This is a genomic window from Bacteroidia bacterium (genome assembly GCA_026932145.1).
Classification (GTDB): Bacteria; Bacteroidota; Bacteroidia; order J057; family JAIXKT01; genus JAIXKT01.
Map to the genome: position 1 here is coordinate 26,264 of JAIXKT010000045.1, position 20,023 is coordinate 46,286.

The window sequence follows — 20,023 nt, forward strand, 5'->3', positions numbered from 1 at the left end:
CAATGCCAAATTATTTTAATATAATTTTTTGGGTAATGCTTTGCTCCCGATTAGCAGCTTTTATACGAACTAAGTATAAACCGCGCGGCAAATCTGAAACCGAAATATTAACATAACCTTGAAACTCACGTTTAAGAAGTGTTACGCCCATAATATTCTGAATTTCAACAGTTTGGGATATATTTTCTTCTGGAGTTGAAATATGAATAATGTCGTTAGCGGGGTTTGGATAAATAATTGGAGAAGTGTGGGTTTGGTCAGCAACAAGGTTGTCATTAGCCGAAACAAGATCTCCTCCATAAATTGGGAATATAATTTGGGTGGGCATGGTGTTTGAAAAGGCGATAGTTTGTACTGCTGAACGCCCAATAAGTTGTTGGCCATTATAGACATAGTATTTTTCTTCCATCGGACGGCGGCGGTAAAATTCTCCATCCATCAGAGGTATTTGCGGGCAGGATTGGTATCTTGGCCAGCTACTACTGGATATTAAAACTTTCATTCTGTGGCCTTTCCCAAAAGTGTAAGCTAATGGCAGCATTTTAAATCTAAACTCATAGATAGAATCAACTTTTATATTGCTCCAAGGTAGGTTTTCTGTTCCGTAAGTATCATTTGAATAGGAGGCTGCGTAAAGTCTTGCGCGAGCATTAACAGCCCCTTCATTAACAAACAACTCGCGACCGTCTGGGCAAACATCTATCACGCGAACAATAAAATCACAGTTCGTAACGTCCATATTGTTCACGTCAATAGGAAGAGATTTTGCATAAAGAGTTACAACAGGATAGCCGATGATAGACAAAGAATCTCTAATATCAGGTGAAGTAAACTGTAAAACATCAGGGCGGTTCATGGTATATGAAGCATAGCGGGTATCGGCTAAGTTCATCTGACCTTGGCTAACTCGGCTTCCGTCAGTGGTATAAACTATCATGTTATTACCTCCATGAGTACGAACAGGGTTATTGGGGTCATTTGTATAGCTGAGATTTCCTTCGTCAGTAGTTGGAGATTTTAGGTCTAAGGTCTGGTCTGCATGCAAGTAAAATGTTTTGTTTTGGACATTTTTTATGGGGAATGTATCTGCGCTCATCCAGTAGTTACCGGTTGCAGGGTTTCCATTTTGGCCGGATACACCGTCTTCAACCGGACCAACTACATAAAGTCGAACATTGGGCACACCATTTGGCTTTGACCTATCCCATTCAACATTAGCAGGGTCAGGGATTGCAGAATGTGTGGGGTCTCCAATGAGGGATGTTCCGGTAGCCGGTATCGTAATGTATTGAGTTTGGCTCGAATCTACCAATGCAATTCCTTTTATTTTGATAGGTAAATTTTGTAATGGACCGGCTCCGTTAATAAAGTTAAAGAACTGAGTAAATGGAATATGGAAAGTATCTGCCGGAACCTGTATGTAAAGAGTACCCAATACGGTTTGGATAGGTTGCCAAACGGGATAGGGGGGGAGTTCTACCGTAGGTTCTCCTAAAAATTTTCTAAACCAAGCTATTATCTCGGATTTTCCTACACTTGGAATATCGGCTGCGGAAATATTATCTAAGGTTGCACCTAACAAAGAGCCTACAACTTCCGGGTAGGTTACGTCTCCGGTAGTGCGGCTGCCAATAGTTTGGTGTGCCCATGGCCCAATTACCAACTTTTGTAAGTTTTTGTTTTTAGTGGATACATTTTGCATAACTCGTTGGTAGGTCTCAATTTGGCCATCTGTAAAAATATCCCACCAGCCACTTAGATGATAAATGGGTAGTTCAAAATTTGTATAGCGAGAAATAGTTCCATGTTTGGTAGCATTGCCGGCAGAGTCAATATAAGCATGGCTAACATCCATAACGGCACGGCCTTCTGCATCCGGATAGTGGGTTCTATACATGGTAGTCCAAAAATCAATTGCCATTTCGGCAGCAGACAAGGGCGTTGTGATACTGGGGCCGTAGTCTCTCAGCGTATGAACGCTGTTATTGGGGTCGTTATCGGTAGAATCATTTTGCCAATCATAACGCTCTACTTGGCCTCTAAGCCAGCCGTCAATAATTCTTTCTCTATAAACACCATTTTGGTGGCCGGTTGAATGATAAAATTCTCCGGAGGCTACTATGGGTAATAAGCACTTTAAGCCCGGATTTTGGGTGTTTATTTTTTTTACTGCTGCCGCCTGATACTGGCTATTTCCCAGAGCAGATGCTCCCAGCATCCCAATATTTCCGTTGCAAATCAGATCATCACTATCATTGATAACACTATCTCTATTGGAATCATAGCGGAGATTATAGGTAAGATAATCAATGCTTTCTAATCCGTCTTCATGGAAATTAGCGTTAGCATTTGGGGTAATATCCATAGGGTGGCGCATGGAGCTATCAGCAAAGTAGTTCTTTTTAGCCCATGAGTCGCTGAACATAGGGAGGTACGTTCCTTCGGAGCGATAGCGCCCGCGCATATCCTGAACGACCCCACAATATCCCATAAGAGCCTCTATTTGCCCCTGAAGTGGGTCATTCTTGCCGTATGGGGTCCGAGTAAAAACAATAGATAATTGGTTGGAGTTGCTTTGTGTTAAGTTTTTATAAAACTGAGTGCCTTTTTGGGCAACAGTTAGGTTGATGTTTCCTAAATTAAAGCCGGCAACGGTCAGGGGTGTTTCAAAAGATAGATCATCTTGCAGAATCGGACGGAAAACATCCGTAGCTAACCGAACTCCGTCTTTCATAGGAACCATATATTCTTTTCGCTCTATAAGCTCCTCTATTCCCTCTACTTTACCGTTGTTGGGAATAACCGGCCCACCTATCTGGGAGAGAGCTACATAGCTTGTTCCGAAAATAATTAAAACGCTGTAATACAGTTTTCTCATTGATATTTTTTATTTGGGTTTTCAATAATACATTTTTTTGGAACACAAAACTGAAATAAGATTAAAAATAGCCTAAAAATGAACCTAAGGGGGGAAATTCCCATGAGTGTTCTGTTTTTTTCTTACTATTTAGGGTAGTGGATTTATTTTACTGCTAACTACGTATTTTACGTAAAGCAAGTTGGCCGCAAGCTGCATCAATATCTTTTCCTCTGCTTTTCCGAACATTAACTATTATGCCTTTGGATGTTAAATACTTTTTGAAGTATTCTATTTTTTCGGTGCAAGCATTTTTGAATTCGGATTCTAAAATGGGGTTGTATTCTATAATATTTACTTTGCAAGGTACGGTTTTGCAAAAACGGTATAGTGCATCTGCGTCTTCCATAGAATCATTAAACTGGTCAAAAAGGATATATTCCAGTGTAATTTGATTTTTAGTTTTGGTATAAAAATATTGTAGAGCTTCCTTAATAGCTGTTAAAGAATTGGTTTCGTTTATAGGCATAATTTGGCTGCGTTTTGGGTCAGTAGCAGCGTGTAGGGAAAGAGCTAATTCAAAACGAACATGATCATCACCGAGTTTTTGAATCATTTTGGCAATACCTGCTGTGGAAACGGTTATTCTTTTGGCTGAAATATTCATCCCTTTTTCGCTTGTGATGTAGTCAATTGCGGTTAAAACATTTCGGTAGTTTAGCAGAGGTTCTCCCATTCCCATAAAAACGATATTTGAGAGGCTATTTCCGTAGGTAGAAATCGCTTGTTGTTGCAGCAGGGCTACTTGGTCATAAATTTCGTAGCTGTGTAGGTTTCGTTTGAATTTTAGATAACCCGTTGCGCAGAACTTGCAAGCTAATGAACAACCCACTTGTGAAGAAACGCAGGCAGTTACTCTGTTTTTATGTGGGATTAAAACACCTTCAATGATTTGTTCATCAGTGAGTTGTATTGCAAGTTTTAAGGAGTCATCGGAACTGATTTGGCGTTCTATGATGCTGGGATTATTCAGGAAAAAATGCTCCCGCAGTTGGTCTCTGAGTGAGTTAGGCAGGTTGGTCATTTGGTCAAAGTCTTTGACCTGATTTTTCCAAGCCCATTCTAAGATTTGCGTAGCTCTATATTTAGGCTGTTTCCATTCTGTTAGTTGGTCTTGCCATTTTTTCTCGTCTAAGTCTCTGATTTCTGGTAGCATAATCAGCTAAGTAGCTCTGCGAGGGAGCATTTTTTTTCGGCTTTGTATCCTTTTTCGGTTTTCACAATACTGCTACATTCCGTTACGGGGTCATGTTCGTAATACAAGAATATGTTCTCTTGAATCATTTTATTTAGCCAAATTTCTTTTTCTGCGAGGGTTTGCAATGGTCTAACGTCATACCCCATTACATAAGGCAGCGGTATATGTCCGGTAGTGGGAAAAAGGTCGGCAGCAAAAAGCAGTTTTTTTCCTTTATGGGAAATCAAAGGGAGCTGCATAGCGTCAGTATGCCCATCAGTGATAACTAACTCTATTGCCGGATGAATCAGGTCGCTTGGTGAGATGAGTTTAAGTTGCCCCGAGTTTTTGATAGGGAGAATATTTTCCGGAAAAAAACTTGCTTTTTCTCGGGCATTTGGGCTTAAAGCTGCTGTCAAGTGTTTTTGTTGAACCCAATAATGTGCGTTGGGAAAAGTAGGAACTAACTGATTTTCTGCATTATAGGTAGTTACTCCGCCGGCGTGGTCAAAGTGCCAATGGGTGATAATTACGTCAGTAATATCGTTTTCGGTGAGGCCGTGTTTTCGTAAAGAATTTGCTAAGGTGGTTTCGGTATGGTTTACGGCATAAATATCCGCAAACTTAGGGCTATACTTATGACCAAGTCCGCAATCTATCAAGATAGTACGTTTTCCGTCTATTAGCAATAAAGCCCTCATAGCTAAGTCTATGCGGTTTTGTTCATCCGCAGGATTTGTTTTGTTCCAAATAACTTTTGGGACAACTCCAAACATAGCTCCGCCATCTAACCTAAAATATCCGGTTGGGATCGGGTGTAATTCCATGATGTCTGTCTAAGGGAGGGCGTTTTTAAATTCTCTGTATTGTGCTTCAAAGGTTTCTCCGGTTCGGCTACCGAGATTTTGCCATTCTTGCAGGATGTTTTGCACCCGATTATCTGGATTTGGGTGGGTACTTAAAAACTGCGGAGTTCCGCCGGTTTGCCCGCTATTGATCAATTTTTCAAAAAAACGAGAAACCCCTCGAGCATCATAAGACGTTGAATTTAAGTAAATAACAGAATATTTATCGGATTCCGTTTCATTAGATCTGCTAAATTTAAGGAGTAATAAATTGGCGGCGACTTCAGCAATCAAGCCGGGGTTATTTCCCAAAACAATAGAAAGCAGAGTAGAAACGCCATATTGTTTGGTGAGGTTATCTGTTGAATGCCTGCGGTCTGCGTGCGCAATTTCATGGCCTAAAACCCCCGCTAATTCATCTTCTGATTCTAAAAACTTAATAATGCCGGTGTAAACATAAATATAACCTCCCGGCGCACAAAAAGCATTTAAAACACTATCATTACGGATGATTTTGGTACGCCATTCAAATTTATCTTTGTAAAAAACTTTTCCAGAAGATAAAATATTATTAACTATTCGATGTAAATGAGAATAAGCTAACGGATATTGAGATTCTGATAAAATAGGGTAGTCTTTCGGGTTAGATTCTATTTCCTGACTGACCTGTTTTCCCAACGAAATATCATCCTCAATGGAAAATACATTCAACGATTTGTCATCGTTTCCTTTATCACAGCCGACAAAAGATATAAAAATAAGAGAAATTATAAACCCTGCAAAACTACTGCGGACTTTATTCATAATACGTAGTAAACCATGCAAAAATAGTTATTTTTCAAGTTATGATTCAGAATGTATGATAAAAAGATTACCAAGAACATTCTTTCAACGAAATTATAGCTTTTGTAGATTAGGCTTTTGGCATTATGAGTAAAAAAAATTGGTTGTGGTTCAGAAAATATGATGAAGTTTTTGGCAATAATGAGTAACCTTAGTCTATGCCGGAAGTCAAAATAACAGTTACTTACCCTCATTGCCGAAGCACGAAAACATTTGTAAAACAAATATAAATAACTCGTTACGTATTAGAAGCAGAAGATTAGTAAGGAACACTACTTGTTTTTCCAAGAAAACAGAAAACTATGGTGCCATGATTGCAATAATGTTTCACCAACGAAGTTATAGTTTTCATGCTTTGTAGTGTTTTGGTTATCAATAAAATAATACAAATTTTGGGCTGCAAGTGTATTGAAAATTAGGCTGAACCGATTCAGGATCTATTCTAAAAAGCGGTAATCCTTCTAAATCTATCGCTATGCTAATTTCTAATCGTTCTTGCTAATGCAATAATATGGCCATCTGGGTCGCTAAAATAAGCAACGTCATGTCCCCAATCCCTTGTTTCTAAGGGGCTTATCTGTTTTGTGTTTAGTGAATACATCCGTTCTATGTAGGGTTCTATATTTTCTAATAGTAGATACAGTTCACAGCGTGGTATTCCGTTTCCGGAGGCAGGGTGCGGAGTATGAGGCTGCAAGATGTTAACTATCCCATTTTCAGGCATTAATCCGAGTTTCAGATTCTCTGTAATCATAAATTCAGTCATACCCGGAACATCTAAACAAGGTTCAATTTGTAGTAAAAAGGTATAAAAATCTCTGCTTTTCGCTTGATTTGCTACATAAAGAATCATTTCTACTTGCATTTTCATAAGATAATTACCATTTAAAGGATTTTAGAGACATAGATTTTGCTTTAGCTTTTTCTGCCAAAATCGGCTGGTATTTCGCCCCAAGCTTGGGTATTCCATTTTTTTATGGGATTATGATTGGGATGGGTTTTTAACCAAATAACGGCTCTGCTGATGTCGTCTAATAAGTTTTTGGTGTCTGCTGAATAGGGAAGTTTAGAACGAATATCTGATTTTCTTGCCCAAGCAAGTGCTGTATTTGAGTCTGTAAATAAAGTAATTTGAGAAAGATTTTTCTGCTGAAGTTTTGCAAGAGCGTGCACAATTCCTAAAAACTCTCCCAAGTTATTTGTACCAAGCGGATATAACTTAGACCGGAAAATAAGTTTTCCGGTTGCAATATCTACGCAGCGATATTCCATTGGGCCGGGGTTTCCTACACAAGAGGCATCTACTGCCCAACCGTTTTGAGGTCTGCTTAATTCCATACAATTGGGATATATCCGCCTAAGGCGATAGATTTTCGAACAAAAAGGGGTGTGCTAAACAAAGAACTATAACGAATAAAAAAGCATTTTTGGAATAGCCGTGCAGAGAGTTCTATCATCCAAAGAGGCCGAATAAAACGTTCTGTATTAGCTTTTAGGTTGTAGTAATAACTGGGTCCGATTCCAAAACCGATTCCCAACTTTTGGTTATTCATCGGCTGATTCCCATAACCATACTTAGCGCATAAAAGTAATGGCAGTTCAATAATCCAGAAATCTTCTATCCGAACGCTGCCACCTACTTTTAAGTCTGCGGATATTCCCAATGAAAAATCTTCTGAACTCCGGTAAAAATCACCCCATAAACCTATTCCCGCATAAAATTGATAGTCCCGTGGATAACGTAATAAATGATGATAATTACACAAAGCTCCTTCGGTAAAGGAATAAAGTCCGGGGCCATCCGGCATAAAACTCCAAGATTTTAGGGAATCCTGCGCAAAGACAGAGCCATTAAGAAATAGTTGTAATACAATAGTTATCCGTAAAAAGACTCTCATAATCAATGAATTAACTTTCCAACTACTTTAAATCGCCGAAAAACAGTGTCATTATGTGGGGCAAGTTTAAGTTCATGGGTAAGGTCTTGACCTGCCCAATGTTCGTAATGCTTACCTCCACGAAATAAACGGCTTTCTGTAACATCATAAATTATACCGTGATAGGCCACCCAAATCTGTTCTTTCTCATTACCATTGTAAAAAGCCAATTGTCTTTTGCTAAACTCCGGTAAATCAGTTGATTGCATAAGGCATTGCAATAATGGACTGTAAAATCTGAACAGCATTTGTTGCAGCTCCTTTACGCAAGTTATCGGCTACAATCCATAAATTGAAGGTATTGGGTTCTGATTCATCAATTCTGATTCTTCCTACGAAAACATCATTTTTTTGGTGAGCCATTATAGGCATTGGATATTTTTTCTCTTGGGGATTATCATAGACAACAACGCCCGGAAAATTCTCTAATGCAGCTCTTAGATTATCTATCGAAATAGGTTTTTCCAGAGAAATATTGACGCTTTCTGAATGCCCGCCCACTACCGGAACCCGTACTGCTGTTGCGGTAATGGCTAAATTTGGGTGATTTAAGATTTTTCGGCTTTCTTGAATTATTTTTGTTTCTTCTCTGGTATAGCCATTTTCTAAAAAAATATCACATTGCGGGATGCAGTTTAAGTCAATTGGATAAGGATATGCCGGTTGAGAAGTCTTTTCTGATGCTCTTTCTTGGGTCAATTGATCTACGGCTACTTTACCCGTTCCGGTAACTGCCTGATAAGTTGATACTATAACACGCTTGATATTAGAAACTTGTAATATTGGATACAAAACCATCACCAATTGGATTGTGCTACAGTTGGGGTTTGCTATAATTTTGGATTGTCCAATTTGTGTACCGTTAATTTCCGGTACTATCAGCGGAATGTTGGAACTCATCCGCCAAGCAGATGAGTTGTCAATAACGGTTGTGCCTATGGCTGCAAATTTTTCTGCATATTCTAAACTGACGGCACTTCCGGCAGAAAAAATAGCAAAGTCCGGCTTCTGAGTAAATGCTGTTTCGATAGAAACAATTGGTATGGTCTGATTTTGCCACTGAATTTCTTTTCCAACTGACTTTTGGGACGCTACCAATATCAGTTCTGAAATCGGAATATTCAGTTCTGAAAGAACTTGTAATATTTCGCAGCCTACCAGACCGGTTGCACCTACTATGGCTAATTTCATAAAAAACAGCAGTTTAACTTAGGCTTCTGTAGCGGATACGTTTAGGTTCGGCATCTTTTCCAAGTCTTTTTCTGCGGCTTTCTTCATATTCTGTGTAATTTCCTTCAAAGAAATACACCGTAGAGTCTCCTTCAAAAGCCATGATGTGGGTGCAAATTCTATCTAAAAACCAGCGGTCGTGGGAGATTATAATTGCACAGCCACCAAAATTTTCGATACCTTCTTCTAATGCACGGAGGGTGTTTATGTCAATATCGTTGGTAGGTTCGTCTAAAAGTAGAACATTAGCGCCGACTTTTAGGATATTGGCTAAATGAACGCGGTTTCTTTCGCCTCCGGATAGTGTTGCGATTTTTTTGGTTTGGTCTGAGCCGCTGAAGTTGAAGCGAGATACATAAGCGCGGCCATTTACTTCTTTATTTCCCAACTTGATAATATCATTGCCATCTGTAATGGATTTATAAACATCATATTCCGGATTTAGAGTATCATGTTCTTGATCCACATAGCCCAAAACGACTGTATGGCCTACTGTAATGGTTCCGGAGTCTGGTTTTTCAGTGCCGGTTATCATTCGGAATAACGTTGTTTTTCCGCTACCATTAGGGCCGATTATGCCCACAATACCTCCTTTTGGGATGTTAAAACTCAGGTTTTCGATTAAAATTCGGTTTTCATAAGATTTGGTGATGTTCTCGGCACGGATAACAACATCTCCTAATCTCGGGCCGGAAGGAATAAAGATTTCCAATTGCTGTTCGCGCTCCATGCCGGCTTCTCCCACTAATTTTTCATAAGCATTTAGGCGTGCTTTTCCTTTAGCTTGCCGAGCCTTTGGTGCCATCCGAATCCAATCTAACTCCCGTTCTAAGGTTCTTTGCCGTTTAGATTCCTGTTTTTCTTCTTGTTGTAATCTTTTCTGTTTTTGTTCGAGCCATGAAGAATAGTTACCTTTCCATGGAATTCCTTGTCCTCTGTCTAATTCGAGAATCCAGCCGGCAACATTATCCAAGAAGTAGCGGTCGTGTGTAACGGCGATGACTGTTCCGGGATATTGCTGTAGATGTTTTTCGAGCCATTCTACGGATTCTGCGTCTAAGTGGTTGGTGGGTTCGTCTAAGAGCAGAATATCTGGTTGCTGGATGAGCAGCCGGCATAAGGCTACCCGTCTTTTTTCGCCTCCGGAAAGAATTCCGATTTTGGTTTCCGATGGTGCGCAACGTAGTGCGTCCATTGCGCGCTCCAAACGAGTATCTAAATTCCAACCATCAACAGCATCAATTTTATCTTGGATAGCTGCTTGCCTCTCAATGAGTTTGTTCATCTCATCATCAGACATTTCATTGGCAAACTGCTCGTTAATCCGGTCATATTCGGCTAAAATTTCGATAACATTTTGGGCACCTTCTTCAACCGTTTCTTTAACTGTTTTTTCAGGATTTAAAATGGGTTCTTGCTCTAAATAGCCTACGGTATAACCCGGCGAAAGTTTAGCCTCCCCCAAAAAGTTGGTGTCTATCCCTGCCATGATTTTTAGGAGTGTACTTTTGCCGGATCCATTTAACCCGAGTACACCAATCTTGGCACCATAAAAATAGGATAGATAAATATCTTTTAGTACTTGCTTATTCGGCGGATAGATTTTACCTACACCGGCCATCGAAAAAATAATTTTTTCGCTCATATTGAAAATAGATTGCAAAGTTAAGCAATGTAGCTCGCTTCTAACCAAAGTTACAGATAAGTTTACAAAATAACTCTACAATAGATTGATTATCACTATTGTATAACTATCTTGAAACTATTTTTTTAAAATAGATTCAAGATAATTTGACCATGGTTCAGAAAACCTAAAAGATATAGTTCTGCAAACAAAGAATAATAGCTTTTAGGGCATTACTTTTTTTCCACTTCTCATTGTTAATCTTTTTAGCATACTTTCTGAGCTACAACTGATTATTTTGGGATGGAATAGAAGAGGTAAGCCCAAAGCGTGTATTTTTGTTCCATAATTCAAATGCAGCTAAAAATTTCGGATTTAACGAAGCGTTACGGGGCGCAGTTAGCTATAGACGGTATCAATTTTTCGGTAAAACGTGGAGAGATTCTCGGGTTTTTAGGCCCCAATGGTGCTGGTAAAACGACTACGATGAAAATTATTACAGGGTTTATTCCGCCTACCGAAGGCACTGTTACCTTAGATGACTTAAATATTCGAGAGCATTCTCTTGAAATTCGGAAAAAAATAGGCTATCTACCGGAGCATAATCCGTTGTATTTAGATATGTATGTTCATGAATTTCTGCGTTTTATGGGAAAATTGAGTGGTGTAACGAGTAATTTACTAAAAACGCGCATTGCCGAAATTGTGGAGCAAACCGGCCTAACGCGAGAACAGCATAAAAAAATCGGACAGCTTTCTAAGGGATACCGGCAACGGGTAGGGCTTGCCCAAGCACTCATTCACGAACCCCCCGTACTTATCTTAGATGAACCAACCACCGGCTTAGACCCAAACCAAATCATCGAAATCCGTAGCTTAATCCAAAAAATAGGCAAAGAAAGAACAGTCATCTTTTCTACCCACATTTTACCCGAAGTAGAAGCTATTGCTAACCGTGTGGTTATCATCAACAAAGGAAAAATTGTTGCAGATTCTCCCACACCGGAATTATTGGCAAAGATTTCCGGAGAGCATATTATCGTTGTGGAGTTTGAAACTGCCGGATTCCGGTTAGAGGTGTTTCAAGATTTTCCGCAAATTTCCAAAATCGTTTCTGTATCAGCTACTTGTTTTGAGTTTTATACGCAGGCAGACGGAGAATTACGCAAAAAAATTTATGCCGAAAGTGTGCAACAGCAGATACCGATTCTCTCATTACAAAAGAAAACTACGTCTTTGGTAGATATTTTTCAGAGTGTTACAAATTGATTGCTATGAATTAAACTGTAACTGCTGGGCATTTTGGGTGATAAATTTTCCGTTGTTCCAAGCGCAAGCACCATTTATGTAGGTTTGTTCTACCGAAACAGGGAAAGTTTCCCCCAATAGGGGAGACCATTTACAGGCATAAAGCAACGAATCTGCTGTTACAATTTGGGGTTTGTTTGGGTTTATCACAACTAAATCAGCATAATAGCCTTCGCGTAAAAAGCCTCGTTCTTGCACGTTAAAGCATATTGCCGGTGCGTGGCACATTTTTTCAATAACTTTCTCTACGGTGATTTTTCCTTGCTTTGCACAAGAAAGCATCATCGCTAAAGCATGCTGCACTAACGGCCCGCCGGAGGGAGCGTCCCAATAAGGTTTATTTTTTTCGGCTAAAGTATGCGGCGCATGGTCGGTAGCTACAATATCCAAGCTATTATTCAACAATCCAGCCCAAAGAGCAGTTTGATCTTGGTTCGTTTTTATGGCCGGATTCCATTTAATTAGGTTTCCTAAGCGTTCGTAATCTTGGGAGTTAAACCAAAGATGATGCACACAAACTTCTGCCGTAATTCTTTTTTGCTTTAAATCTAACTTATTATCAAATAGTTGTAACTCTTTTTCTGTTGAAATATGCAAAATATGAAGCCGTGTATTGTGTTTTTTGGCTAATGATACGGCATAGGCCGAACTTTCAAAACAGGCTTCTGCGCTGCGAACAAACGGATGAATTACCGCTTGGGCATCCGGATAACGGCTTTTTAACTCTTTAGTTGACTGCTGAATACTGGGTTCATACTCGCAATGCGTAGCTATTAGCGTTGGGCTTTCGCTGAAAATATGTTCTAAAATCTGTGGATTATCTACCAATAAATTTCCGGTAGAAGAGCCCATGAATATCTTTACTCCGCAGATATTTTGAGGGTTTAGGGATTTTATCTCTGTTAAGTTGTCGGGTGTAGCTCCCAGATAGAAGCTGTAATTTGCCCAAGCTGTTTGCCGGGCTTGCTGAAACTTCCAATCAAGTAGTGCTTGGGTAGTAGTAGCTGGGTTTGTATTCGGCATTTCCATAAATGAGGTAATTCCTCCGGCTACCGCAGCTTTGGATTCAGAGGCTATTGTAGCTTTGTGGGTAAGACCCGGCTCCCGAAAATGAACTTGGTCATCAATAGCACCGGGAATCAACCAGCGACCATTCCCCTCAACAACCTGTGCCGCCGCTGCCGGGGTAATATCAGAATCTATCCGTTCTATTCTTTCGCCACACACCAATAAATCCCCATAAAAAGTTTTCCCTTCATTAACAATATTAAACCCCCGAAACAAAATCTGACCACTCATGCTGCAAATCTACAAGGGTTTTTAGCACTTATCATACCCAAAATTTATTAGTAGAAAGTTTCTTTTGGGAAAATTGAACGAACTCTAAAACGGATATAATCTCTTTTTTACGATATTTGTAAGACAGCGATACAATAGTTCATATAAGTATTTTAGTAATTGTAATTCAGTAAATTATATGCAATCCAATGTAGAAAAGATAACAGATGAGAATGCGCAGATATTAGCATACTACCGAGCATTACTACGTTCTTGCCGGAATATAACAACTTCTTTGGAGAGAAAAGAAATCGGGCGGGCTTTTAGAATGAGCTTAGAAGCGCATGCAAATTACCGGAGAAAATCAGGTGAACCATACATTTACCATCCAATAGCGGTAGCCCGAATTGTGGCACAGGAACTTGGTTTGGATGCAGTTTCTGTAATTTGTGCATTGCTACATGATGTAGTAGAAGATACAAGCATAGAACTCTCTGATATAGAGCGTGAATTTGGCGTAACGGTAGCTAAAATTATTGATCATCTTACAAAAATATCCGGTGTATTTGAAAAAGGCACTTCCGAACAAGTAGAAAACTACCGCCGATTGCTGCTCACGCTGTCTGATGATATTCGGGTTATACTAATCAAATTAGCTGACCGCCTACATAATATGCGAACGCTGGAGCACATGAAAGGTGAAAAACAGCTCAAAATAGCCTCTGAAACCAGATATATCTACGCTCCTTTAGCCCACCGCTTAGGGCTGTTTTCTATTAAAAGCGAATTGGATGACTTAGCGCTAAAATTCATGGAACCAGAAACTTACCGACAAATAGTCCGAAAACTAAAAGAAAACAAGGAAGAAAGCGATAAATACATCAAACAGTTTGTCAATTATTTACGCGAACATATATCTGATTTAGATTTAAAGTTCAAAATAAAAGGCCGCTATAAATCCATAAATTCAATAGCCGAAAAAATCAAAAAACAAGCCATCCCATTCGAGCAAGTTTATGATTTATTTGCAGTAAGAATCATCATTGATTGCAGCGTAGAGCAAGAAATAGCGTTATGTTACCATGTTTATCAACGGTTAATTTCAACCTTTAAGCATAATCCGGGGCGGCTAAGGGATTGGATAGCTGTACCTAAATCAAACGGATACCGTTCTTTACACGTTACCGTTTTAGGCCCTAAAAATCGCTGGGTAGAGGTTCAGATTCGCTCTATTCACATGGATATAGAGGCCGAAAGAGGTGTTGCAGCACATTGGAAATATAAAGACAGCAGCACAAAACACAAAAATGCACCCAACCGAAATATCCCTTCGTATGAAAACTGGATACTTTCTGTTAGAGAAATGCTTGAAAACCAGCAACTAAACTCTGTTGAAGCTGTTTCTAACTTTCAAAAAACCTTAGTAATAGATGAGATTTTTGCCTTTACACCTAAGGGAGACCTCATTCGTCTGCCGGTAGATAGCTGCATAGCAGATTTTGCCTATGCCATTCATTCAAAATTAGGTTCTCAATGTATTGGTGCTAAGGTAAATGGGAAATTAGCGACCCTTACGCAGGGAATCAAAAATGGAGACCATATTGAAGTGCTTACCTCGGCTAAGCAGTCTCCTAAGCCTGATTGGTTAGATGCCGTCAAAACACCAAGAGCAATTCACCACATCAAGCGCGCATTATCCGAAGTCCGAAAACAACAAATTGAACGTGGACGAACTATTTTCCTGTGGAAACTAAAACAATTTTCTCTCTCCGAAAATAACCCATTGGTTCATGCGCTTATTCGTTATATGAACTTACATGACTTAGATGAATTACTCTATAAACTTGGAACTCATAGTATTGATGTAGAGCGAATTATGAGCTTTATCAGCCAAAAAGTACGCCCTGTGATTAAGGCTCCTAAAAATGAAGATAATGGAAACAAAATTGTGATAGGAGCGCAGGAAATAGACAGAGATATGCTCTTAATAGATCTGAACAACACCATTGACCGATATGAATTTCCGGCTTGCTGCCACCCCTTACCCGGAGACGATGTGGTGGGCTTATTGAGTCTGGAAGATAATGGCCACGTAGAAATCCATAAAACAACTTGCCCGCAAGCAATAGATTTTATGGCAAAATACGGCTCCCGAATCGTAAAAGTAAATTGGAATGAAACCAGCAGTGTAGAATTTTTAGCCGCTGTAAAATTAATAGGCGAAGATCGTATCGGGATGATGAACAGTATCTTACGGATAGTTTCAGTAAAAATGAAACTTAATATTCGCTCAATTTTTATAGATGCAGAAAAAGCTAATTTTGAAGGTATTTTGCGCGTTTATGTACAAAATAGCCAAGAATTAGAGCGAATGATGGCTAACCTAATGCTTATTCCCGGAATTACCGAAGTTATGCGGATGAATGCCGAATCATATAGAAAATATTTTAAACGAGTGTATGAAACTACTTTAACCCGCAGGGTCAGAGAATAAAATAAAAAACCCACACTAACCTAAAATCCCTATTTAATAAACGCTATCAAAAATAAAAATAATTACCCAAAAAATAAAACCAATAATTGTAACATAACTTTTCTAAAAACACTATAATTGCATTCTGAATTTCTGAAAAAAACAGCCGTGAAAAAAGTTTTATTTTTATTGTTATGCTGCTGTTGCATTGTGTTTCAATCAACAGCTCAATTAGTTTCCTATCACTTACAACGAAGTTATACCGTTTCGCAGTTAGATAGTTTCTTTAATGCATCCGGGTTTAGTTTACCGATTAGCCCTCGGTATAATATTGATGTATATCAAGTTATCTATAAAACACCTTACAAGCACCTAGATTCTTTGGTAAACGTTTCGGGTATAGTGGTATTTCCTAAGGGCACTCCCTGCCCCAATAGTTTGGCTTGCTATGCGCACGGCACTTTTACAAGGCGTGATGAGGTACCAAGCTATAACGGCCCCGAACGCCCTATCGGCTTCTTTTTTGGGGGAATTGGTGGTGTCGTTACAGCTATGCCTGATGAACTGGGGTTAGGAGACTGCGACAGCAGCGTTATTATTCATCCTTATCACAATGCGTTCCACTCAGGATATGCTTCGGTAAATATTATACGTGCCGCAAGGCAGTTAGCCAACATCCTTAATTTCCCACTCAATGGTGAAGTTGCGCTTACCGGCTATTCACAAGGAGGTTATACTACTATGGCAACAGCTAAACTTATTCAAGAAAAATTTTCTTCCGAATTTAATATAGTAGCCTTAGCACCCATGTCGGGAGCCTATGACCTAAAAGTAACCATGACCAATCAGATGCTTTCCAGAGATACCTTTGCTACACCCTCTTATCTTCCGTATTTACTGTTAGGCTACCATTCTATATCTCCATTACTTCAGCAAAAATTTCCGAATCCTGCCGAGATGTTTAAACCTCCGTATGATAGTATTTTGCCGCCGATGTATTATAGCAAAAACTTTACTACTGGACAAATTAACGCTTTTTGTGACTATGTGCCGAGAAATATGATAAAGGATTCTGTATTAGATGAGTTTGTGAATGATATGAATCACCCTTTCCGTATAGCACTTGCTGAAAACGATTTATTGGGCTGGGCACCCCAAAAACCTGTAAAAATTGCCTATTGTACCAAAGACGAACAAGTGAATTATCTAAATGCTATTCGTGCTGACTCCGCTTGGAGAGCTAACGGCGCACCTAATATTGAAATAGAAAACTTTGGCAACCTAAGCCATGGCGACTGTGTACAACCCGCCCTAACCGCAGCGGCACTCTATCTGTTAGGTAAATTTTCTACTTGTACAGGCATCCCAGAAACACCAAATATCAACTTTACAATTTACCCGAATCCATCAACAGGCCAATTTAGAATCCAGAAAAAAGAAGGCATCTTTGACATAGCAGTATTCAGCATAACCGGACAGAAAATTTACAGCACCACATTACGAAATGATATTGAATCAATTTACCTTGAAAATATACCGGCAGGTGTCTATTCGGTAGAACTAAGCAATAATGCCGGACAAAAGTCTTACCAAAAGTTGGTTATAGTTCAAAAAGAATGATGTGAAAAATGATTCTGGTTCAGAAAGTATGATAAGATTCTGGGCAGTAAGAAAAAACTATGTAATCAAGAAACAATGCTGCCCTGATTGCAACAATATTTTCGCTAATAAAACGATAGATTTCATACTTTCTTGAACCCAAAACCAAGGATATAGCAAGTTTTCCTTTTTTTTACAATATTTTTCGTTAAAACATCATAAATTTGGTGCTTCAAATGACGAGTGCACTTATTTTAACCCTGATTACGACCATTTTAATAGCCTTATTTTCAGGGGTAGAAATAGCCTTCTTGAACGCAAACCGGCTCAAAATAGAGCTTAAAATCAGTCAAGGAGGAATTATTGGCCGAACTTTAAATGTATTTTATTCAATGCCGTCGCGGTTTATTGCCACTATTTTGATTGGAAATAACCTTGCGCTGGTTATTTATTCGCTGAATTTTTCTGATTTGCTGCTACCTTGGCTAAACTCATTAGGCTTACACAGCAGTCCAGATCCATTTCCCTTATTTTTAGTTCAAACTTGCCTATCTACGCTTTTTATCCTAATCATAGCAGAATATCTTCCTAAGATGCTATTTCGCTACAACTCAGAGATTTTATTAGAATATACTGCGCCGGTAATGCAGTTTTTTTACTATATTTTATCTCCATTTGTGCGCCTTTCTACCGGAATCACTTCGTTTATATTAGCCACTATTTTCAAAAAACAGCCAACTTCGGCAGTAAATACATTGATTTTTAGCAAACAAGATTTGAATGCTATTATTCAAGGAGATTCAACTGAAAAAAATGGAAAAAACTCCACTCTGCAACTCCCGGTAGATGCTGAAATATTTTCCAAAGCATTATCTTTCAATAAGATAAAAGTACGTGAATTTATGGTTCCGCGAACAGAAATTGTCGCTATATCTATCCATTCTACGATTGAAGAATTGCACAAAAGTTTTATTGAATTTGGGGTTTCCAGAATGTTAATATTTGAAAACTCGATAGACCAAATAAAAGGTTATATCCATTCTAACTCATTATTTTCTAACCCTAACTCAATCGCAGAGGTACTTCAAACGATACTATTGGTGCCGGAAAGTATGGCTGCCAGCACTTTGTTTCGTGAATTTAAGTTAAATCGAAAAACAATAGCTGTTGTTGTGGACGAATTTGGAGGCACTTCCGGCTTAGTTACCTTAGAAGACCTGATTGAAGTCGTTTTTGGAGAAATTAGAGACGAATTTGATGAAACTACGGATGAAAAAAATACCCGCGAAGAAAAAATCACCGAAAATGCCTTTGTTTTTAGCTCACGACTTGAAATAGAATATCTAAATAAAAAATACAATTTACAACTACCTACTGGGGACTACACTACCTTAGGAGGCTTAGTTTTTCAGTATTTTGAGCGAATACCGGAAGTATCCGCTTCTATGACGATCGGGAATTACATAATCACGATTTCGGAGGCACATCAAAATAAAGTTGAGTTGGTACGCTTAGATATTTTAGAAAATACGAATGGTGCAACTTAAAAGCGATGAGTTCTGAGCCAGTAGTTATCGTTGGGGCTGGGCCGGGCGGTTTAGTTTGTGCCATTAAATTAGCGCAGTTGGGGGTTTCCAGCATTGTCCTTGAAAAAGAATCCTTTCCGCGTGATAAAATATGCGGAGACGCACTCAGCGGAAAAGTGGTCAATGTAATGCAGAAAATCATGCCGGACTTTGTGCCCACCTTTTCTCAACAAACAACTCAAATTCCTTGCTGGGGAATCCACTTTTTTGCACCCAACCAAAGTAGTTTACGGGTTCCATTTAAGCTGTCTTACAATTCCCAAAAAGATACTCCGGTAGGCTTTATTGCTAAACGGATTTACTTTGACCACTTTCTGGCTGATTATGCCCGAAAACACCCTAATATCCAACTGATAGAAAATGCTACTGTCCAAAAACTAAATCGCACCCAAACCGGTATTCAAATATCTTTAGCAGACGGACGCACATTGCAAACAAATCTTGTTGTGGGTGCAGATGGAGCACAATCCCAGGTTGCAAAACAATTAGCTGGTTTTCAAATAGATGCAAAACATTTTTGTGCCGGTTTACGGGTCTATTACACCGGAATACAAAATCTGGAGCAAGATAACTTTATAGAACTGCATTTTTTGAATGAAGTATTACCGGGCTATTTTTGGATATTTCCACTGCCTAACGGGGAGGCAAATGTGGGCTTAGGAATGCGCTCTGATGTAGTTCAAAAACAAAAAATTAACCTAAAAAAACTACTACAGCAGATTATTACTGAAAACCCAACTTTTCAAAAAAGGTTTCAGGTTGCCAAAGCCTTAGAGCCTATTCGGGGGTTTGGATTACCAATGGCTTCCCGAAGAAGAGTATTATCCGGCGATAATTTTTTGTTAGTAGGAGATGCAGCCTCTTTGATAGACCCTTTTACCGGAGAAGGAGTCGGAAATGCCATGATAAGCGGCTATATCGCTGCCGAAAAAACTTACGCCGCTATACAACAGCAAAAATTTGACTCAAAATTCCTGAAACAATACGATAAAGCTGTATTTCAGCAGTTAGATAGCGAGCTGAAAGTCAGTACGATACTACAAAAACTGCTAAATTATCCGGCATTATTTAACTTTGTTGTGCGTAAAGCAAACAACAATCCAGCCCTAAAAGAAACCATTATCTGTATGTTTGAAAACGTAGATTTACGAAGTAAACTTAAAAACCCACTTTTTTATCTCAAACTTTTATTTAGCTAACTAAAAT

At 39.1% G+C, this 20,023-nt stretch carries 16 protein-coding genes; 5 read left to right on the forward strand and 11 right to left on the reverse strand.

Annotation, left to right across the window (positions count from 1 at the left end; all coding sequences use genetic code 11):
- Window positions 1-10 precede the first annotated feature (10 nt).
- The 10 genes from LC115_10500 to ettA all read right to left on the reverse strand — a co-directional run bounded on the left by LC115_10500 (window position 11) and on the right by ettA (window position 10,594).
- Entirely contained in the window at window positions 11-2,878 is a 2,868-nt protein-coding gene (locus LC115_10500) for a CocE/NonD family hydrolase (protein ID MCZ2357092.1), read from the reverse strand.
- Window positions 2,879-3,032: 154 nt separating this feature from the next.
- A complete protein-coding gene (rlmN, locus tag LC115_10505; protein ID MCZ2357093.1) occupies window positions 3,033-4,073 on the reverse strand; it encodes a 23S rRNA (adenine(2503)-C(2))-methyltransferase RlmN in 1,041 nt (346 codons plus the stop codon).
- Window positions 4,074-4,075: 2 nt separating this feature from the next.
- On the reverse strand, window positions 4,076-4,921 hold the full coding sequence (locus tag LC115_10510; GenBank protein ID MCZ2357094.1) for an MBL fold metallo-hydrolase: 846 nt from the start codon (window positions 4,919-4,921) through the stop codon (window positions 4,076-4,078).
- Window positions 4,922-4,930: 9 nt separating this feature from the next.
- Entirely contained in the window at window positions 4,931-5,743 is an 813-nt protein-coding gene (locus LC115_10515; GenBank protein ID MCZ2357095.1) for a M48 family metalloprotease, read from the reverse strand.
- A 517-nt stretch (window positions 5,744-6,260) separates the two neighbouring features.
- Window positions 6,261-6,653 carry a lactoylglutathione lyase gene (locus LC115_10520; protein ID MCZ2357096.1) on the reverse strand — a complete coding sequence of 131 codons (393 nt, stop codon included), beginning with the start codon at window positions 6,651-6,653 and terminating at the stop codon, window positions 6,261-6,263.
- A 44-nt stretch (window positions 6,654-6,697) separates the two neighbouring features.
- Complete coding sequence (locus LC115_10525; protein MCZ2357097.1) at window positions 6,698-7,120, reverse strand: ribonuclease H; 423 nt, start codon at window positions 7,118-7,120, stop codon at window positions 6,698-6,700.
- Window positions 7,111-7,680, reverse strand: coding sequence for a hypothetical protein (locus LC115_10530; protein MCZ2357098.1), 570 nt, complete (start codon window positions 7,678-7,680; stop codon window positions 7,111-7,113). The genes LC115_10525 and LC115_10530 overlap by 10 nt, the downstream gene beginning before the upstream one ends.
- Window positions 7,681-7,682: 2 nt before the next feature.
- Window positions 7,683-7,928 carry a cytochrome b5 gene (locus LC115_10535; GenBank protein MCZ2357099.1) on the reverse strand — a complete coding sequence of 82 codons (246 nt, stop codon included), beginning with the start codon at window positions 7,926-7,928 and terminating at the stop codon, window positions 7,683-7,685.
- Window positions 7,915-8,910, reverse strand: coding sequence for an aspartate-semialdehyde dehydrogenase (locus tag LC115_10540; GenBank protein MCZ2357100.1), 996 nt, complete (start codon window positions 8,908-8,910; stop codon window positions 7,915-7,917). Before LC115_10540 ends, LC115_10535 begins: the two co-directional genes overlap by 14 nt.
- 13 nt (window positions 8,911-8,923) lie before the next feature.
- Entirely contained in the window at window positions 8,924-10,594 is a 1,671-nt protein-coding gene (gene ettA, locus LC115_10545; GenBank protein ID MCZ2357101.1) for an energy-dependent translational throttle protein EttA, read from the reverse strand.
- 333 nt (window positions 10,595-10,927) lie between these two features.
- Between ettA and LC115_10550 the strand changes: the two genes are divergently transcribed.
- A complete protein-coding gene (locus LC115_10550; protein MCZ2357102.1) occupies window positions 10,928-11,842 on the forward strand; it encodes an ATP-binding cassette domain-containing protein in 915 nt (304 codons plus the stop codon).
- Window positions 11,843-11,845: 3 nt separating this feature from the next.
- Here LC115_10550 and LC115_10555 read toward each other — a convergent pair whose 3' ends face one another.
- Complete coding sequence (locus LC115_10555; GenBank protein ID MCZ2357103.1) at window positions 11,846-13,180, reverse strand: dihydroorotase; 1,335 nt, start codon at window positions 13,178-13,180, stop codon at window positions 11,846-11,848.
- A gap of 178 nt (window positions 13,181-13,358) precedes the next feature.
- On the opposite strand from LC115_10555, the gene LC115_10560 reads away from it, so the two are divergent.
- From LC115_10560 to LC115_10575, 4 genes are all read left to right on the forward strand, one after another.
- Entirely contained in the window at window positions 13,359-15,653 is a 2,295-nt protein-coding gene (locus tag LC115_10560; protein ID MCZ2357104.1) for a RelA/SpoT family protein, read from the forward strand.
- Window positions 15,654-15,842: 189 nt separating this feature from the next.
- Window positions 15,843-17,252 (forward strand): T9SS type A sorting domain-containing protein, encoded by a 1,410-nt coding sequence (locus LC115_10565; GenBank protein ID MCZ2357105.1) that lies wholly within the window; start codon window positions 15,843-15,845, stop codon window positions 17,250-17,252.
- Window positions 17,253-17,467: 215 nt separating this feature from the next.
- Complete coding sequence (locus tag LC115_10570) at window positions 17,468-18,778, forward strand: hemolysin family protein (protein MCZ2357106.1); 1,311 nt, start codon at window positions 17,468-17,470, stop codon at window positions 18,776-18,778.
- 5 nt (window positions 18,779-18,783) lie between these two features.
- Window positions 18,784-20,016 (forward strand): NAD(P)/FAD-dependent oxidoreductase, encoded by a 1,233-nt coding sequence (locus LC115_10575; GenBank protein MCZ2357107.1) that lies wholly within the window; start codon window positions 18,784-18,786, stop codon window positions 20,014-20,016.
- The last annotated feature ends 7 nt before the right edge of the window (window positions 20,017-20,023 follow it).

Excerpts from the sequence above, each read along its gene's own strand:
- LC115_10540 (MCZ2357100.1), bottom strand. The coding sequence starts at position 8,910 with ATGAAATTAGCCATAGTAGGTGCAACCGGTCTGGTAGGCTGCGAAATA.
- LC115_10570 (MCZ2357106.1), top strand. The coding sequence starts at position 17,468 with ATGACGAGTGCACTTATTTTAACCCTGATTACGACCATTTTAATAGCC.
- LC115_10520 (MCZ2357096.1), bottom strand. The coding sequence starts at position 6,653 with ATGAAAATGCAAGTAGAAATGATTCTTTATGTAGCAAATCAAGCGAAA.
- LC115_10530 (MCZ2357098.1), bottom strand. The coding sequence starts at position 7,680 with ATGAGAGTCTTTTTACGGATAACTATTGTATTACAACTATTTCTTAAT.
- LC115_10525 (MCZ2357097.1), bottom strand. The coding sequence starts at position 7,120 with ATGGAATTAAGCAGACCTCAAAACGGTTGGGCAGTAGATGCCTCTTGT.
- LC115_10575 (MCZ2357107.1), top strand. The coding sequence starts at position 18,784 with ATGAGTTCTGAGCCAGTAGTTATCGTTGGGGCTGGGCCGGGCGGTTTA.
- ettA (MCZ2357101.1), bottom strand. The coding sequence starts at position 10,594 with ATGAGCGAAAAAATTATTTTTTCGATGGCCGGTGTAGGTAAAATCTAT.
- LC115_10515 (MCZ2357095.1), bottom strand. The coding sequence starts at position 5,743 with ATGAATAAAGTCCGCAGTAGTTTTGCAGGGTTTATAATTTCTCTTATT.
- LC115_10500 (MCZ2357092.1), bottom strand. The coding sequence starts at position 2,878 with ATGAGAAAACTGTATTACAGCGTTTTAATTATTTTCGGAACAAGCTAT.
- LC115_10560 (MCZ2357104.1), top strand. The coding sequence starts at position 13,359 with ATGCAATCCAATGTAGAAAAGATAACAGATGAGAATGCGCAGATATTA.
- LC115_10550 (MCZ2357102.1), top strand. The coding sequence starts at position 10,928 with ATGCAGCTAAAAATTTCGGATTTAACGAAGCGTTACGGGGCGCAGTTA.
- LC115_10535 (MCZ2357099.1), bottom strand. The coding sequence starts at position 7,928 with ATGCAATCAACTGATTTACCGGAGTTTAGCAAAAGACAATTGGCTTTT.
- LC115_10510 (MCZ2357094.1), bottom strand. The coding sequence starts at position 4,921 with ATGGAATTACACCCGATCCCAACCGGATATTTTAGGTTAGATGGCGGA.
- LC115_10555 (MCZ2357103.1), bottom strand. The coding sequence starts at position 13,180 with ATGAGTGGTCAGATTTTGTTTCGGGGGTTTAATATTGTTAATGAAGGG.
- rlmN (MCZ2357093.1), bottom strand. The coding sequence starts at position 4,073 with ATGCTACCAGAAATCAGAGACTTAGACGAGAAAAAATGGCAAGACCAA.